The following is an 18,319-nucleotide window of genomic DNA, read 5'->3' as shown; positions in this document are numbered from 1 at the left end:
TGCAAAGCAGCTGGAAAAGTCCAAGTTAAGCGAGTGCTTAACTCTTGAAACAAAGAGAGCATCTCTTTAAAGTTGTATTTTAAATACATCTTTATTATAATCATCATCAATAACCTAATCAAAGGAGCCCACCATGTCAGCAACTCATAAACCTGCTCAAACCATCAGTGATAAAGTTGCCTTTGGACTTGTTAAATTTTTCCGCTTTTTTGCTGATACCTTTTTTCAAAAACGATATGGAAATCGAGCAATAGTCCTTGAAACAGTTGCCGCGGTACCTGGCATGGTTGGCGCTGCATTACTGCACTTGCGTTGCTTAAGAAAAATCAAAAATGATGAGGGGTGGATTAAAACGTTGTTGGATGAAGCAGAAAATGAGCGAATGCATTTGATTACTTTTATGTATATTGCCCAACCTAATTGGTTTGAACGAGTTATTATTTTCATAGCACAAGCTATTTTCGTCGTTTTATATTTGTTGATGTATATTCTTTCCTCAAAAACAGCCCATCGCTTCGTGGGTTATCTTGAAGAAGAGGCTGTTGTCAGCTATACCCATTATTTGCAAGAATTAGATGATGGTCGTATTGAAAATTGCCAGGCTCCAGATATTGCTAAAAAATACTGGGACTTAGCTGATGATGCGCGATTACGTGATGTGCTATTGGCGGTACGTATTGATGAAGAAGAGCATCGTGATGTAAACCATCAGTTAGCGGATAAATTGGCGAACGAGCGTACCCTTTTGACCGAGCTACATTCAGAGCTTACAGATACTAAGAGCAGCAACCCCTAAGAGACTTATGGATAAGCAAAAATATGAGGTGCATCATGAGGGCAGAATACGGCGACTTAAAGTGTTACAAGCACATCGAAATTGATAGCCATGGAAAATTGAAATTTTTCTTGAAAAAACACAGCACTAAAGAAGGAACTTGGGGGCAACTCACCCTGCACGAGGGAACAATTGATTTTTTATTCCTCAACGGCCAGGGACAAGAACTATCACGCACTCGAATCAGCAAAGAACATCCCCACTTACTCATCCCCCCTGCTGCATGGCATAAAATTATCCCTGTCAGCGAACCTTTTAAGGCAAATCTTGAGTTTTATTGTATGCCTCAGCGATATTTCAATAAAAAATACGGTTTAGGGGCAGCACACAGTGATTTAGTGTATGTCTATCAGACTTATTTGCGTCATTTGCACGCCGCATCCATTCTTGATGTAGGCTGTGGCTCAGGAAGAAATTTATTGTACTTAGCCAATATGGGCCATAGGGTAACTGGGATTGATCATAATCCCTCAGCTTTGGAAAGCCTTGAGGATATCGCCCATAAGGAGACATTGTCCGGGGTCAATACGCGACTCCATGACTTAAATCAACCGCTGAATCTTGAACCAGAACATTATGATCTAGTACTTTCTACGGTTACTCTGCAATTTTTAAACCCCCAGCGCATTCCTGAATTACTCAGCGAACTTCAAAAAACCACGAAGAGGAAAGGATATCATTTTTTAGTATTTCCTGTTCATTCAGAACTTTATTCAATGCCAGAGTTTTTCACCTTTCTGCCGCAAAAAGAAGCCCTCTATCATGTCTATCAAGACAGTGGCTGGTCGATACTTGAATATCAAGAATCCGTAGGTCATTTGCATAAACAAGATGAGCTGGGAAGACCATTATCAGGGATGTTTGCTCTTTTGCTCGCCCAAAGAATCACATAATAATTTATTTAATATTCAAGAAAACAGACAGTTCATTGGGGTTGTGCAAAACATCAGCCAAAGTATAACGCTCTAAGGTCTTCATGAACACAGCTTGGGCTTCGTGCAAGATACCCTTTAATTTACATACAGGAGCAATACAGCAGTTGGCCTTTTCTTTATTAAAACAAGGGACCAAATCAAAATGGGGCTCTAATTGAAAAACGAGTTGGCCTAAATTAATCGCTTCAGGCTGGGTAGCCATTAAAATACCACCATTCTTACCGCGGATGGTTTTGATCAGTCCAAGCTTGGCTAAATTGTGAATGATTTTAATCAGATGATTGTTCGAAATGCCATAGGCCTCTGTGATGTCTTTAATCGTGCATGAATCTTTTCTAAGAGCGATATAAATTAAGGCTCGTAATGAGTAATCCGTAAATTGTGTCAGTTGCATCATTAATTCCAAATTGTGAGTTGACTCTGATTATTTCTTTTTATAAGATGTATTGCAAATACATCTTTAAGGAGTATACCATGACTGAGTCGTTATTTGAGGGTTTGGGAGGCCATAACGCAGTAAATACTGCTGTTGATATTTTCTATCGTAAAATGTTACGGGATGAGCGTGTGAGTCATTTTTTTGATGACATTGATATGGAACAACAAATATTAAAACAAAAAGGATTTTTAACCATGGTGTTTGGAGGCCCCAATCACTACAGCGGGAAAAGCATGCGCGAAGGACATGCTCATTTAATCAAACGTGGATTAAATGATACACACGTGGATATTGTTATCGAACATTTGGGTGCAACCCTCAAAGAATTAGGCGCAGCAGAAAAAGATATTGAACAAGTGGCATCTATTGCCAATAGTGTTCGCAATGAAGTATTGGGGCGCCCATGAGTATTATAGACTTCAACAATCAATCTTATCCCTTAGGACCTAAGGAAAATGTTTTACAATGCCTTCTGCGACATGGTGTGCATTATCCTAACTCATGTCAGGCGGGTATTTGCCAGTCCTGTCTGATTAAAGCTAAAGACGGTGTGGTCGATCCATCATGGCAAGAAGGATTACCAGAAACGCTTCAATCGCAAGGCTATTTTCTTGCCTGTCTGGCTAAACCTGAAACCGCACTTCAGGTCGTTGCGCCTGAACATGCTGAATGCGAGGTAACTGCGCGATTAATTGAACTTAAACCACTTAACTACAATGTGATGCAAGTTAAACTTGGGGTGGATGATTTAAACTATTGGATACCCGGACAATATCTTAATTTGATTAATCCCGAAGGCACCATGCGCAGCTATTCAATCGCCAACATCCCCATACAGGAGGGATTTATTGAGTTACACATTAAAATCCATCCAAGCGGAAGAATGGGACAATGGCTTGTGAATAAGGCAACAAAGCATCCAGAAGTTAAACTTAGAGGACCTTTTGGCCGTTGTTTTTACCATAATCCCGACCATTTAGTGTTTGACATGTTATTGGCAGGAACCGGAACAGGATTGGCACCGCTCATTGCCATTACCAAAAGCGCGCTCAGTCTAAACCATCAAGGAGGCATCGCTTTAGTCCATGGCGGTCTTACTGATGAGGACATTTATTACCAAGATGAGTTGGAAGCTTTATCAAGAGCATTTAATTCTTTCATCTATGACCCTTGTGTCCTACAAAGCCAGGGACGTTATCCTGAGGGATTAATTGAGCGCAGAGCCTTAACACACATTAATAATGCTCCTAATACTCGAGTGTATGTTTGCGGCCCTAAAGAAACAACCAATAAACTTAAAACCAGTATCTTTCTAACAGGAGTTCCTTCCAAACATATTTTTAGTGATCCATTTCTTTAAATGGAAATCATTTTCTATGCTCAATACTCCTAATCGAAGCAGCCCTTTATGGATTTGAAAAAAATTTAAAGCGCGTTTAATTAAAACTAAGTTGCATGTCTTTGTGAGGAATGCCAGCATCTTGGTATTCATTACTACAAACCACAAAGCCCAATTTTTCATAAAATGGAATGGCATAGACTTGAGCTCCAAGCTTTGCCTTCTTAACCTGACGATTTTGGCGCAGGTCCTCTATTATAAAGTTCATCAGCAGCTGGCCCAGTCCTTTTTTTTGGTGGGTCTCCAAAATGGCCACGCGCTCAATTTTAGCAAAATCCTCAACGTAACGGACACGTGCAGTGCCCACAGGCAACTGATTGAAAAACAAAAGATAATGATCGCTAGTAGGATCCAGTCCGTCGACTTCTTCATTAACGGGGATTTTCTGCCCTTCCACAAATACTTGATATCGGATAGCAAGGCAAATTTGAACCTCTGTTGCAGCAATTTTTTTTACCGAAATCTCGCCGTGTTTCATAGTCATAATCTTTCTTGAGGCTCTATTTCTAAGGAAAATTAAGTTTAATTGCTGCTTCCCTCAGGTGTCAATCACATTCGCGACGAAACGCTGTGCATAGATGGGGGATCTCATCCATAACACCTGCAGTCATGTTTCCATTAAGTGCAACCTATCGAAGATTGATAGATTAAGGGGCATTTAAAAACTACAAGATAACTGAAACAAATGCATTGCCAGTATCCAAGGAATTATGTTAATTAGTACTTATTACTTACGGATTTTGGGTAATTGCTTTTGAGGAGGGAGTTCTATGGATAGACGTTTTTTTTTGATTACTTTAGGTACTATGCTCACTGCAACAGTAATCGCTGCGCCAATTAGTTCTATTGTTACGTTAAGTGGTGGAGGCAATGTTGCTCCCGCAACGAGCTTGTCGCTCTCCCTGAGCGGGCTGATACCCGGAGTAAACTATAATGTAGTTTGTTATATCGATACCCAAAATCCTTTTCAATATATTCTATTGGGTAGTACTCTAGCTGACTCAACAAGCACGATTACCTCATATAGCCTGAATGGTAATTATGTCATGCAGGATCAATTACAAGTAGGGCAGAATTTGGTAGTGATTAATGGAACATTTAATAGCCCCTCGAGTAGTACTATTAATTTTACTAATTTGGATCAAACAAATTCATTTAATCTGAATAATTGCTTTGGTATTCCCCAAAAAGTTCCGTCACCCAGCACTATTGGAGACGGGTTATGAAAAAAGTATTGATACCCGCTTTAAGTTTGCTAGCACAGATTTTTTCGACAAATTTGCAGGCAGCAAATGCCCCCATCCAACAAATTGATATTGCAAATTTACTGGCCAATAATGTGGGTGGTTCTGGTGGCGCTACTGAAACAGCGGTGAATGTCGCGTTTTCGAATGGTGGCGCTTTACCCTGTTATACAACCACACTTGCCTATCAGGGAGCAACATCCATCCGCGCGGGCATAGGCCAAACTTGCCAAGCGCCGATAACGAGCATTACTCTTACCCCAATTGCCAATTCGAATGGCTTAGGGACTATATATGAAACACCACTCTATCCCGTTATGGTGGATAGTAGGTATTATTCAACCCAGATTACTATTAGTCAGAATACAGCACCAACCTTTGACCCTAATAATGGGAATATTTTATTGCTGGGCACACTGCAGACTACAGTAGTAAACCATTTAGGACGGCCTGAACCCTAAAGACTTACTATGACTTAAACTATGGAAAACCTAATATTACGCCATTTAAACCAAGATAGGCTTAAGGCACTGATTACTCGCTTTTGGGCTCTGGGTTTAAAAATTGGTTTAAATCTTAGTCTAAAAGAGGATTGCACGCTGCATAGACTAAGATTTATTTAGGCTTATTCTTAAATTACTTAAGAGTAGGTCCTTCTTTTGGTTGTTCATCCGTGATCTCTTCTATTTTAGGACCTTTTTTCTTGACATTAGGTAACGATTCAATTGTTTCGGTTATATGTTTACAAAGAGACGCTACATCATTAATTGGAATATCACTTGGAACATGAGAAAATACGTGTGTTTCGCCTTCAATTTCATACTTGCTGTTTAGCATTTCTAACAAACCCGATTTGGCTATGTATTTTGCCTCATGCATTGTAATGACTCTAGACCCTTCGGGGGTGAGCCCCATGAGTTGATTTCTTTTGTTCACTTGTTCATATTCTTCCTTAAGATAAGTATCGTGCTCAGCAAAACCGACTTTAATCGAACATACTCTTTGTTTGTATCCAGGGTTTTCAATACTTACTTCATATAGAGGATTATTTATAGAGGTCCATTTACACAATACGTTACCCGGAACAGTTAATATATGAACCGCTCTTACATCTTGCATTTCCAAACCAACATAGGTTTTACCAAAATTTCGAATCATTGTAATTTCCGAATTATGGGCTGCCGTCTCCATCACATTAGTCAAGCCTTGAAACTCTCCTGCTTGCTCCCGCTCTTCAATTTCAAAACGTTTGCTATAGCGTTCGTAAAGTTCTTCATGAGTTGCTACCAGTTCTTTGGGATTGATAAAGAAAGGAGGCAAATTGGTTTCAGTTATCGCCCCAGTGCTTGGGACTATGGTACTGCTGCTTGCATAAGTCCCCCCAGTCACTAATGAAGGTGTAAATGAAGCAAATACAGCAGAGTTATTACGAATTACGTGCTCGGGGATGTTGTAATGAGACTCTTTTTTGCTGGACTGAGGACAAACAAACCTTTCTTTCCTTAAGATATCGGTTACCTCAGAAATACTCATCCCCCTATAAAGAGACGAACGGCCTTGATTATTTTGTTCCAAATGCAGCACAAAGTTCTTGAATGTACTGGTTTCAGAATTTACTTTATAGATTTTTCCAAAATCATGTAAAACAGAACCACCTCTGGAGTTAATACAATTTAATACCGTTTTGGTAAAGCCCTGTTGATGATGGGAATGTGCAAGAAAACTTAATCGCCTCATAATAATAATTCCAATCAAGATTGTGTGTTTAATTATAGCTAATTAAACGCAATTTGATCTAAAAGTTTATTTTTAATTCAAAGAATCGGATTGCTCCCGAAAATCTGAGACATGAAGGGCAACTTTTATCAAAAATATTGATTGATGCGATCAAGGGATTAAAATTGAGGCTGTCGTGATCTACATCATCTTTCTGGTGTTACCAAACAATCAAAAAGAACAATTAATTGACCATCTGATTTTAAAATAATATGATTGTTTGCCATTTTTATTCAATAAACCTAAGAAATGCCATTAATTACCTTATATGAATTAGAAAGCACCTATTACCCCAAATTCATTCAAGCACTTCGACGTGATATGAAAACAAGTAGCTACAGTGACCAGGTGAATCATCAAGTATTAAGTGTAGCCATTGGTTTATTGAGCGAACCTGGCAAATATACGGCCCTCAGCTTAGAGCACATCATGATAGGCACCCTGAATATGGCAATAGTTCTGCAAATTTCCAAATATGGTTCTATTGCTCCAGAAAATATAGGGGAGAATCTTTATAACAATTACGTTCGTGAGAGCACTTGTTGGTTTATGGGTTACAACAAGGCTTTAAAAAATATCAAGGAATTATCCGATGAGGACGCTTTGAGATTAGCAATCCCCGTCATTGAGCGGGCTGCTAAGGGGTGCTTGTACATTACCCCCTGCTTCCCTCACACCTTAAATCTATTTTTCGAATATTGCATGCAGCTTCATAAAGATTTTATTCCTCCAGCTTTACCTACTGGCAATACATTTCATAAATGGAACCAAAACCAATTTTTGAGTTTTAACACAAGCTATTCCTCCTCTTTATTGAGTCAATCTTTATTTGCTGTGAAAGCCAACCGATTGCCCATAGAGCATCTTCCCAGCGATTTACAGAATGAATTAAACCTGTTGGTTGAAGAAGATGATGTAGGTGATGTGGATGATGCGAACACCACTTCACATTCATGTTGCACGATTAGTTAAACATCAATAAAGAATTGCTCTATGGCCCTTTTTTTCATCCTAAATTTGATCATATAGATTTAATTTGGTACAATAAAATCAATTTCGAGTAGGCTTCAGGATCCAACCTGAATCGAAACTTGAAATACAACGACTTATCTTCTCCCCCAAGGATCGCTGGAGAACTGATTATTCTAGTTTTAATGAATAAACGGGTTTGTCGCTGAGGTAGAGTTCAGGAATAAATAAATTCAGGTTTGTTTACTCCTCAAGATTTTAATTCAGTGATAAAACGACCCGTTTTAATCCATCAAGTCTTTACTTTATCTCCTACTAAAACTAATTCAGCTGCTCGTGAAGCAGTAATTTTTAATTTTTTTAAGGAGTATTGACCATGGCAATAATGAAACATGAATCAATAAAACCATCCCCTACGCTAGAAGGAATGAGTAGTGCTTGGCTCACCATTCGCGTTGCAACTAATGATGTATACCAATACAAGATGGGGTTCAAAAAAATTTCAGCTGTTGATGATATTTATGTTTCTATTGAGGAGTTTAGTAAAAATCCATATCTGTCCATTGAAGAGGCGATTAATGAACAGTCCAAAATCAGCCCGGTTTTATTTACTAAACAAATGGAACGTACGAGTGCCTGTGGTAAGGAAAATACTTCTGTATCCTATTCTGAGTATCTTGCGACTTACATAGTAGAGGTCCAGCTTCCATCACCAATTGTGAACAGTGCAAAGAAAAAGGAGCGTACAGTTTATGAAAACGCATTTGAATTACCCCAAGGCTGCCAAATTCAATCCAATCAGATAAACCGTATGGTACTTGATGTATTGGGATTAGAACGCCATTTAATTGTTTGTCTTAACAAAACAAGTAAACATTTGGAACGACATGAAATTGGTCTTTTCAAAGAAAATGACACCTGGTTTTATCGCTTCCCCGGAGAAGATCAAGCCCATATATTACCTAATGTATTTGAGGAATTTTATGAACAATACCTCTATGACAGTTTAGATCGGTATGCAAGGAGGTTACTCAATCGTGAACCTCAATGGCTCGATCTATGTGGGGGAAAATATGGAGAATCGGCTATGACACTAACCCTGGAGATATTTAAGTCAATCGCTTCTGCAGGGCATATTCCCAAAGATTTCGGACTGGATTATCATTTTCCCCTGGTATTAAACTGGAACTCTGATCCTACCAATCTGGCAATGATGTTAATACAAGGTTCCATGCAGTCAGAATCTAACTTATCCAAATTACCAGCGGATCTAATCAATAGAATTTTTGCAGATTCTGTTGATAAAAAACCAGAGGAGGTGAGCACTTACATCAACAAAGTCAATGAATCCGTTAAGAATAGCTATAATGCCAGTATTGCCCCGCAACTGATTTGCAAAGGAAACTGGAACAATCCTCCAAGCCTCCGTATTTGTTGTCCTAATGATCCAACACTGATTGAGAAATTTTATCAATCGAGCCTGCAGTCTTTCCACCACATGGTGAATCTTGATACGAAAAATCATCAAATGATCATCAAAAGCTCCAAAAGCCTCGGCGATCAGGGTGTTTATTTAGCCAATGAGGGACAAGAACTGGCTATTGCTTTTGCATCCCAGGCAGAACGGGACAGCTGGGCTAAATTAATGGGTTTTCAACATGATTACTACAATCAAGGAATTGGAATATGGGACGATCACCCTCAATGTATCTACTTTACGAGCCGGTTTTTCCTGATGCAGGAATTAAAACAATACATTCAGGAAAAAAGTCAAAAAGCGGAAGCCATGGTGCATGCACTGGATGCCCTCCCAGCAGAACCTAGTAGCATTCTTACGAAATTCAGTTTGTTTGTGCAGCACTTTTACAGTAATGAACAAGAGGAAATGAAATCAAACCTAAGATGCTACAATAAGCAAATTTTAGCAGCAAAACTACTAATTGATGTTTTAAATAATAAAAGTGATGTTGACGTGTTGAGGAATAAATACCCTGATTATGTTTCAATCATAGAAAAAGATGAAGTGCTTCATGGTATTCTGGCGCAAATTGAGGAGAGCAGTCCCACGCCACAACCAATTTCATATGGAAATTCACATTGATCGAGTTTTAATTCAGCCATATTAATCGATAATATGGCTGACTCGATATTATCAACAGCGTTTAGGGCTTCACTTTATCGATCTCAATTTAACTGAATATGCCAAGGTCTAGATATCAGGCAATTCACTGCCAGTTCATGTTGCATCCGCAGAGTGCAACACTTTCATTTTTTAAAAATTCTAAGATTGAAATCAAGTCAATTAGTGAATACACTAACTTTTTCAATTTTTATAAAGGACTATCAATGGGTTGCAAATCATTTAAGACCATTTTATCGCTCTCCATTTTTGCTACCTCTGCGTTCGCAGGGACTATGGGATCAGCGCCTAATTCTCAAGGTTTTTTTATTGGGGTAGGTGGAAATTACAACTCCCTAAGGATTCATCAGAATTCATGGGGTTTAGGGATTTCAAGCTTATATATTGACGGCGTGTACAATTCTACGGGAATTGCCCAAGGTAATGCCGCCCCATTTATAAACTGGAGCCAAAACTTATCACCAGAGGTTCAAACTGGATATTTAAGAAACTATAATGATAGCGTTTATTATGGGATTAAATTTACTTATCAATATCTTGGAGCAGTGGTAACGAATCGTGATCTTTACCTGCCTCAAACTGGGGTGCTCACCAGCGCATCAGGTGCCAAGAGCCCAATGTTTGGCTATGCAATTGCTGATTCTGTTGAAACAACCATTAACCACGATATGAATTTATTCGCTTTAATTGGTAAAAAGTTTGACAATAAAAGCATATACTTAGGTGCAGGTCCTTCATTAATCAGTTTGCAATCACAAAATTACAACTCCATAGGTTATGCCATTGTCAATGGTGAAACGCTCAATGTAACCGGTTTGGTAAACTATGGTTCGCCTACCATGTGGGCATGGGGTGGTGGTGCTCAAATTGGAATGAACTATTTTCTTACTCCTTCATGGTTTATCGATGCATCGTATACTTTTTCAGCTTTGGAAGGTCGCGTAAGTCGGCATGAACAATCATTTGCTAATACCTCAATAATGAATGGTGATACCCTATTGACAACAGGAATATTGGCAACAAAAGACACTTTTAAAACGACGCTTTTGCAATCCATTAATATATCCATTAACAGATTGTTTGATTTTTAGGTTTCTGGTGTTGATGCAATAAGCAGGCCTCATTAAAAACAAAAAGCGAGTTCGCTTTGACCTTTTTAATAATTATTTAATCAGGTCTGCTTATAAATAACTCCAGATACTTTTTATGTCTCAACCAATTCAGACAGTATGAACATCAATGTGAACAGTAAAGCGAGGCCGATTAATAGGGGGAATTTAACACGCTACACCCCCTTATTTTATCGTCGTTTTACGCATCATCCAATTTGTCCTTAAGCACTTTGCCTCAATCGCTAGTTCGTTTTTAGGTAATTAATAAGTCCTTAATGTAAGTAATTTATAATAAAAGAGTATTCCCTATAAACCTACGCATGACTACCTTGCGTTAGGTAACAATAATGTCCGGCACACTATCCTCAAATCAAAAAAATCCCCCATTAATGTTAACTTAATAAACTAAATGTATAATTAAAGAATGTAAAGTTCAACAATTGTCCTTGCGGGCTCAATTTAGAGAGTACATTTATGTTTAGTAAATTAGTAGAACAACGACTTCAAAGCGTCTTAAATGAGTCTAATCGAGATGAGTTTAATGCTGTTATTGCCGACTCCTCTAAAATTGAAACACCAGAAGAGGAACTTCAATTCCTCCTATCTTATCTCAATGCTAAGATTGGAGAGGATAAAAAAAATACAATTGTAAAACTCATGGGTGAGCTCTTGAGTAGCTATTTAATCTTTACCAAACCCTCCAGAGAATATTGCGAAAAATTAGACAAACGATTGGAAGGGTATCAATCGATAGTTGGTAATAGTCCAGTTTATACGAAGCAGCTGCAAGAGATGAGGACGAATTTGTCCCAACAAATACAGCTAAAGAATACATCCGAATTCAAATCAACACTTTTGAAAAATATGAGTCTGAATGCGTGTATTCTGATTACTTGGGCTTTGCTGGCAAAAAATAAATCTCTAGAAGGCGACTACATTGATTTAATGATTGAAAAATTAAAAAAAGTCTCGCCTTTAGATTTACAGAAAAATCCTGCTCTACGCCAAAATTATCTCACTTTAATCAAGGAATTAAAAAAAGCAACATCAGCAAATCCTCTTTCCATCTTAGAAAAATTAGCTCGTCCCGTAGTGTTGATGCAAATTGGAGATATAGCCCAGGAACAAGTTGAAAGTAATAATAAAAACATAAGCGCAATTGAAAAAGAAATAAGAAACATAGAAATACCGGTGGATATCAAAATTAATTTAGGGATTCTTAAAAATTACGGTAAAGAGGTCCAGGAACTTGAAACAGAATTAAAAGAAATTGAACAACTTTTATTAGAGGAAAAACAAAAGGAGGAAGTCCACCTTAAATATTTTGACCAAGCAGAAAAAATATATTCTGGAGGGGACTTAAGTAATGTTAAAAAATTAGGCGAAATCTTGGTTCAAATGAGCTTAGATGCAGTGAAATTAAGTCAGTCAAGATATCAAGCGATTAATAGCCGCATTGTAGAATTTTCTAAACGAGTTGCACACCTGAGTTTGCAGGCAGAGAGTGAACATAAGGCAGTAAATAACCAATATCAAGCAATTGAAAAAAAATATCGAGAATTTTATTCCGATCAAGAAAGCGCTCTAGCCCAATTAGAAATTATAAAAGCACAAAACAATGAAAGACTTAAATTTTTAAAAGACAAGAAATTGCTCGATGATTCGCAAGATATAGACGGTGCTATAAAAATATTTGATGAGATAGAACAGGTTAATGAAGCTTTTAAAAAAGCTGCAGTTCAATTTGGGAAAGAGTTAGATTCTTTTTACTCATCACAGGATCTGGAACAAAAAAGGCAAAAAATAGCCAAGCTTTCGGATGAACTGGATAAGCTCTCTAAGCAATTCCAGATGCAAGATACTTTAGTGGGTTTAAAAAAACATTTGGAGAACTTGAGTCAGCAAGTCAATTCAAGCATTAAGAAAAATAAACAAACTCAACTTAGTTCCACTCAGGATGGTGAATTTGCAAAAAGTGAACAACAACAAATCGAACAAGAAGTGGAAACGCTTGGTGAAGAAATAAAAAGTTTACGAATGGGACAGAATAGAAATTGGGAGCATCTGATATCATATCTAAATGATCAAAACAATCAAATAGAGAATAAAACGAAAGCTATCAAGTCTGCTTCAATAAATAATCAGAGGCGGATAGATAGCCTGAGTACTTCTATCTTTTGGTATGGTTTACCGATTATTCGCTTCTTTTTTGCTGATAGATTAAAAGACAGACAAGCTGAACAAGCCACTCTGATCGCTGAGAATGACGAATTAGCCAAGTTAAGCTCTAGCTTGCAAGGTATAAAAAGTATAGGAGAGGAGATTGCTGCCAGCAAAAATCAGGTCACCACTTTTGATTCCCTTACAAAGGCTTACGAGCAAATGGACACTTTGTTGAAGAAACTTCAATCAAAGTCACTGTCTCAGTACGCTCCTGAACTTTATGATGTTGCTCAATCCCTCTATGTTACTGTGAATAGGCAAATAGAAGAGCTTACAGAGAAAAGCAATGAACTTTCAAGTCAGGCAGTAATAAAGAAAGCTGCCGTAGAGGCTTTTACCAAGGAGGTGGCTGGACTTCAGGAAAAAATAGACTGGTTAGAAAGTCACAAAGAAAAAACATTCACAGATCTGCTCATTGAAGAGCATGGGAAGGAAAAAGAAGGTATTGATCTAACTCAAATGCAAAACAAGCAATTTCTCCTACAACTCCAATCAAGTGCTAAAACAGGTAACTTAGACCAAATTAAGCAAATTATGGAACACTGTATTCATCTTGATGCCCCAGACTCTAGCGGAAATAATGCCTTACATTTTGCCGCTCACCAAGGGGAAGTGGGAGCTGCCAGCTTGTTGTTAGGCAGAGAAGAGCCATGGCACTCTAAAAATAAAGACGGTAATACCCCCTTGCATTTTGCCGCTTCAGGGGAAAAACCTGAAATGGTTGGCATGTTGTTAGATAAGCTCAGCGATAAGGACAGTAATTTTAAAAATAAAAAAGGGAATACTCCTTTACATGTAGCTGTTTCAAAAGGAAATCTTGAAATTCTTAACCTATTGCTCAGTGACTTAAAAACTAAAAAGCTGGAGTGGAATGTTCCTAACGCTTCCGGGCATACCCCTTTAGATTCAGCCGTTTTACAGGGAAAAGCAACGGTTGTTAATTTATTAATAGACGATTTAATAGAGAGAAACGCTCATACCCAGGCTACGGCTCAATTTAATACTCTGTTGTTCCTCGCCTATAAAAGATACTCTGAGGCTAAAGAACCTAATAGAAGAGAGAAAAGAGACAGTTTTGAAATCATTATTCAAAAGTTAAAAGAACAACGGCCTCAATTTGATTTAAGCAAACAGGATAGTGCTGGAAATAATTTTTTTCACCTAGCTGCAAAGAGTGGAGATATTAAGCAAATTCAAGAGCTATCTAATCAGGAAAAAAGTAGCCTAAGCAAACTCATGAGTAATCCAATTGATTTTTTTGTGAGTAACCCAATCAATAAGGAAAATGCAGAGGGTAAGACACCACTGCAATTAGCATTAGAGAATAATCATCTTGATGCAGTTCGCTCATTAATTCGTTCTGGAGCAAAGATTGACAAACCAACTTTTGCAACCGAAAAGGGACAACTGTTTCTTGCGGAAGTTTCACCTGAAGAGGATCAGCAAATATACACCAGGCTCGTAAAAGAGGGATTAATCACCTCTCGAACCGAGAAGGAAGAAGGCACATCACCCTTGGCAGAGCAGACTTCGACAGTAGATGCCAATGCGGAGTTGGCAGAGGATATAGATGCCCCCTACTCCCAAGAGAGGTTAGAAGAGGAACGATTAGCAGAGGAGAAATCAGCAAGAGAAAGGGAAGTAAGCGTTCAAAACAAAATAAAAAATTTTGGTTTAATGGATTTTAATGAAAAAAAAGTAAGGGATGAATTGCTAGGAGAAATAAAAGCTGCCCCACTCCAGGATAAACCGCGCCTGGCTAATATCAAAGATAAAAGTGGAAATACTCTCTTACACGTTTTAATTAATAATAAGGAAGAAACAGCTGTAAAAGAGATTTGTAAATACGCGGATGTCTATATTAAAGACAGGAGCAATAAATGTGCTCTCACATTAGCAAAAGAAGCTTTGCATGAAGAAAGTGGTTCTATTAAGGCGGTTTTTGGGAGTCTGGCAGGTAAAAAAATTGAGGACTCTAAAGAGGCAAAAATTTATAAAGCCGTAGAAGAAAAAGCACGCAAACAGGATTTAGTCCAACTCAAGTCACTGAAAATAATGTCTCAAATGCATTTAGTAATACAGCAATTATTACCAAAACATAAGTCTCAAATATTAGCACTTAAAATAAAAAAAGCAGATTTAGGTGACCTGGAGGTGATGAACAAGAGAGTTCGAGAACGCTCCGATGAAATTTTTGTTGGCATGCAGAGGACGAAACACAAAACGGAGTATAGGATTATACACCCCCTCGAATCTCAGAGAGTAGTTGAACTACAAAAAGAGATGGTGGGATTAATTGAGATATTAAAGGAAGATATAGCGACTATGAAAGATCAATTAAACTCCCTCCGAGATGCTGAGAAATACCAATGGCACTCCAGGGAGCAGGACACCCACTTACATCAAGACATAAAACAAGGCCAAATCAATATCTGGAATCAAAGACGTAACGCAAAAGCGTTAGCGGAAAATATTAATAAACCGAGTGGTGGTTATCCCCCTTTGCATTTAGCGATACTCTACGCAAATTCTGGCGATTCTCAGGAAGAGCAAGAGACAAGCTTACAAATGGCTAAGTTTCTGATTGAAAAAGGTGCCGATATTAATGCTCAAAATACTAAGGGAGAAACAGCATTACATTTACTGGCCCAAAGAAGCGACCCGGCAGCACTGGAAATAGTGAAGTTACTCAAAGCACGTCAGCTCCAAACTAATGCAGTCGATAGTGCCCTAGAGGTAGCAAGACGAGAAAACAACCAGAATTTTCTTAATCTGTTCCCAACTAAATGTGAAGAAATGCTCAAAAGGATTACATTTTTCGCATCATCGGAGCAGGTTTCATCAAGGAATAAAACTGAAAAGGAACCAGTATGTGTAGATAAGACCTATCTGTTTAAACAAATGAGAAAGAAAAAACAAGAGCAAAAACAAGGGGAAAAACAAGATCATGAGGAAGAGACGAAAAAACTGTCCGGTTAAAACCAGTTTTTAACCGGGGGCAAAAGGAGTGGTTAGTAACCAATAAATAGCAGCAAAGAATTACATTTTAAATTGGGTACCAAGATTGGTACCCAGAATATCTCAACAGAATTAAAAGATAATCTTGACTTAACTACTGACGTTGAGGTGAATCATACACACGAGCTTTTGATTACTTCAATTGATCCAATCGATAACAAACCACATCATTTAATTTCAAAAATCGCTTACATCCCTTTATTGATATGGCGTTTAAAAATAAATGGATTTCATTTGATTCAACTAATTTTCATTCGAAAACATAATTCAGTGTATTGCAAAAAGCAATATAGGGCGAGATAAATCGATAATAAGCAGTTCATAGGAAAATAAATCGTTAAAATCAATAAAAAACAAAATGCATCTCATCAGATACAAAATTGCCAGTTGATAGGTATAATGCGTGACATTTTAGATTCACCACTTGGTCATTAACACTTAGGGAAATAGTACATGAAGCATCGATTCATCCTTAATCGGCAATTTTATTTCTCTTCCAACTTACCTTAAGGATTATGATGAACTTACACCATAAAATCGCGGAAAAATACTTAACCGTCATTAAAAAATCACTCACAGGTTCTTTAGACACATCTCAACCAGAACACTGGCAATTTAATATTGCTACAACAAAAGCGTTTAAATCATTTATGACTAATGGACAAGTTAGGACGCTCATTGGTCCAAAACGATTAGATAATATAGAACAGTCAATTAAATACATTACAAGTAATCATGTAAGAGGTGATATTGTTGAAGCCGGATGTTGGCGAGGTGGTGCTTTATTGTATTTAAAAGCGTGTCTGAATGTTTATGAAGAACCCAACACAGCCTCACGGAATGTTTGGGGTGCAGATCTATTCCCAGAGTCAAGCCAACTCGTTACTTCTTATTCTAAATTAATACGCTTTAAGGGCTTATTAAAAATTAGAAAATTGCTTCCAAAGAAATCCCAACAGCGTTTAGCTAATCATATTATGGAAGCCTTCCCTAATGAACAATACGACAAAACAACCTTAAACAAGATCTTTGCTCTGGCCAATTCATTAACCTATATAAAAAGAGAATCCTTAATATCTACTTCACATCACGATCTTATCGAAGCATTTAAACGGTATGATCTTTATGATGAGTCAATAAAATTAATGCCTGGTTGGTTTAAAAATACCTTACCCGTAATGAAAGATAAAATTGAACGTATTGCGCTTTTACGTATTGATGCTGATTTTTATCAATCAACATTGGACGTACTCAACGCTTTATACCCAAAGTTATCGCAAAATGGTATTTGCATTATTGATGATTATGGAGGCTTTACTGAATGCCAGCGAGCAGTGGACGAGTACCGTCAACAACATCAAATTACTGAACCCCTCGAATCAGTTGACGGCACTTGTTATTACTGGATCGTTAAGAATCCCATCCAACAATGAAGTGAGTACCTTGCCTGGCCCAAGCTCAATAAAATCCAAATACCCTAAAGTCAGGCAATATTCGATGCTTTGATGCCAAAATACAGGCCGCACTAACTGTTGACTCAATAATTGAGGCATGTCGATAGAACAATCAACATGGGCTCGTCCAGTAGCATTGAGTATGATGGGATATCGGGGCAGGTGAAACTGAAATTGTTTGAGATAGGAATAAAAAGTTTCGGCAGCAGCTTGCATCAAAGGAGAATGGAATGCACCACTAACCTTTAAGGGAATAAAACGTCCTTCGACAAATAATTTGGAACTGGCATCGACCGATTCCTTTGTTCCTGAAATCACGGTTTGCATTGGAGAATTATAATTAGCAATCACTAAGGGCAACTGGTTTTCTTTGATAATCGTCTCAATTTGAGCCGCACTCATTCCAACTATTGCCGCCATAGCTCCCTCTCGAGCCTCATTCATCAATTCTGCACGTCGCTGAACGATTCTCAGTCCAGTAGCAAAATCAAAAACTTCGGCCACATAAAGTGCGGCATACTCACCTAAACTATGTCCCAGTACCATATCCACTTTTAATTCAGCTTTTCCAGCAAGCCATGCCATTATGGAAATACAATAAATGAGTGGTTGGGTATATAAAGTTTGATTCATCACTTCACTGAATACCGCCTGTTCCAGGTCATAACCAAGTATCTGATTGGCTTCGGCAACAACATCGGGAAATAATTTAAATAACTCTTGTCCCATTCCTTTAAATTGTGAACCTTGGCCGGGAAATAATAATACACTCATA

Annotated in this window: 15 protein-coding genes; 11 read left to right on the top strand and 4 right to left on the bottom strand. The window is 38.0% G+C overall.

Going from position 1 to position 18,319, the window contains the following annotated elements:
• Window positions 1-133 precede the first annotated feature (133 nt).
• Together OQJ13_RS14400 and tehB are read left to right on the top strand one after the other, a co-directional pair.
• Window positions 134-796, top strand: a complete 663-nt coding sequence (locus OQJ13_RS14400) for an alternative oxidase (protein WP_265711523.1) — start codon at window positions 134-136, stop codon at window positions 794-796.
• 35 nt (window positions 797-831) lie between these two features.
• Window positions 832-1,728: an SAM-dependent methyltransferase TehB gene (tehB, locus tag OQJ13_RS14395; RefSeq protein WP_265711522.1), complete on the top strand. Its 897-nt coding sequence runs from the start codon at window positions 832-834 to the stop codon at window positions 1,726-1,728.
• 4 nt (window positions 1,729-1,732) lie between these two features.
• Here the strand turns inward: tehB and OQJ13_RS14390 are convergent, their stop codons facing one another.
• A complete protein-coding gene (locus OQJ13_RS14390; RefSeq protein ID WP_265711954.1) occupies window positions 1,733-2,164 on the bottom strand; it encodes an Rrf2 family transcriptional regulator in 432 nt (143 codons plus the stop codon).
• A gap of 80 nt (window positions 2,165-2,244) precedes the next feature.
• Between OQJ13_RS14390 and OQJ13_RS14385 the strand changes: the two genes are divergently transcribed.
• Together OQJ13_RS14385 and OQJ13_RS14380 are read left to right on the top strand one after the other, a co-directional pair.
• On the top strand, window positions 2,245-2,616 hold the full coding sequence (locus OQJ13_RS14385; protein WP_265711521.1) for a group I truncated hemoglobin: 372 nt from the start codon (window positions 2,245-2,247) through the stop codon (window positions 2,614-2,616).
• Window positions 2,613-3,569, top strand: coding sequence for an FAD-binding oxidoreductase (locus tag OQJ13_RS14380; RefSeq protein ID WP_265711520.1), 957 nt, complete (start codon window positions 2,613-2,615; stop codon window positions 3,567-3,569). Before OQJ13_RS14385 ends, OQJ13_RS14380 begins: the two co-directional genes overlap by 4 nt.
• Window positions 3,570-3,645: 76 nt before the next feature.
• Here OQJ13_RS14380 and OQJ13_RS14375 read toward each other — a convergent pair whose 3' ends face one another.
• A complete protein-coding gene (locus OQJ13_RS14375) occupies window positions 3,646-4,086 on the bottom strand; it encodes a GNAT family N-acetyltransferase (protein WP_265711519.1) in 441 nt (146 codons plus the stop codon).
• 292 nt (window positions 4,087-4,378) lie between these two features.
• Between OQJ13_RS14375 and OQJ13_RS14370 the strand changes: the two genes are divergently transcribed.
• Window positions 4,379-4,834, top strand: a complete 456-nt coding sequence (locus OQJ13_RS14370) for a hypothetical protein (RefSeq protein WP_058387556.1) — start codon at window positions 4,379-4,381, stop codon at window positions 4,832-4,834.
• Window positions 4,831-5,313, top strand: coding sequence for a hypothetical protein (locus OQJ13_RS14365; RefSeq protein ID WP_265711518.1), 483 nt, complete (start codon window positions 4,831-4,833; stop codon window positions 5,311-5,313). Before OQJ13_RS14370 ends, OQJ13_RS14365 begins: the two co-directional genes overlap by 4 nt.
• A gap of 175 nt (window positions 5,314-5,488) precedes the next feature.
• Here OQJ13_RS14365 and OQJ13_RS14360 read toward each other — a convergent pair whose 3' ends face one another.
• A complete protein-coding gene (locus OQJ13_RS14360; RefSeq protein WP_265711517.1) occupies window positions 5,489-6,589 on the bottom strand; it encodes a hypothetical protein in 1,101 nt (366 codons plus the stop codon).
• A gap of 288 nt (window positions 6,590-6,877) precedes the next feature.
• On the opposite strand from OQJ13_RS14360, the gene OQJ13_RS14355 reads away from it, so the two are divergent.
• The 5 genes from OQJ13_RS14355 (at window position 6,878) to OQJ13_RS14335 (ending at window position 17,523) form a co-directional block, all read left to right on the top strand.
• Entirely contained in the window at window positions 6,878-7,600 is a 723-nt protein-coding gene (locus OQJ13_RS14355) for a hypothetical protein (protein WP_265711515.1), read from the top strand.
• 373 nt (window positions 7,601-7,973) lie between these two features.
• A complete protein-coding gene (locus OQJ13_RS14350) occupies window positions 7,974-9,698 on the top strand; it encodes a hypothetical protein (RefSeq protein ID WP_265711514.1) in 1,725 nt (574 codons plus the stop codon).
• A 245-nt stretch (window positions 9,699-9,943) separates the two neighbouring features.
• Entirely contained in the window at window positions 9,944-10,828 is an 885-nt protein-coding gene (locus OQJ13_RS14345) for an outer membrane protein (protein ID WP_265711513.1), read from the top strand.
• Window positions 10,829-11,323: 495 nt separating this feature from the next.
• Window positions 11,324-16,051: an ankyrin repeat domain-containing protein gene (locus tag OQJ13_RS14340; RefSeq protein WP_265711512.1), complete on the top strand. Its 4,728-nt coding sequence runs from the start codon at window positions 11,324-11,326 to the stop codon at window positions 16,049-16,051.
• 554 nt (window positions 16,052-16,605) lie between these two features.
• Window positions 16,606-17,523 carry a TylF/MycF/NovP-related O-methyltransferase gene (locus tag OQJ13_RS14335; RefSeq protein ID WP_265711511.1) on the top strand — a complete coding sequence of 306 codons (918 nt, stop codon included), beginning with the start codon at window positions 16,606-16,608 and terminating at the stop codon, window positions 17,521-17,523.
• Here OQJ13_RS14335 and fabD read toward each other — a convergent pair.
• Complete coding sequence (gene fabD / locus OQJ13_RS14330; protein WP_265711510.1) at window positions 17,470-18,318, bottom strand: ACP S-malonyltransferase; 849 nt, start codon at window positions 18,316-18,318, stop codon at window positions 17,470-17,472. The two genes, OQJ13_RS14335 and fabD, sit on opposite strands and share 54 nt — an antisense overlap.
• Window position 18,319 lies beyond the last annotated feature (1 nt).

Origin of the sequence: Legionella sp. PATHC035, from assembly GCF_026191115.1 — a bacterium.
Taxonomy (GTDB): Bacteria; Pseudomonadota; Gammaproteobacteria; order Legionellales; family Legionellaceae; genus Legionella.
The sequence above is the reverse complement of the archived record's forward strand: the minus strand, read 5'-3'. Positions and strand labels throughout refer to the sequence as shown.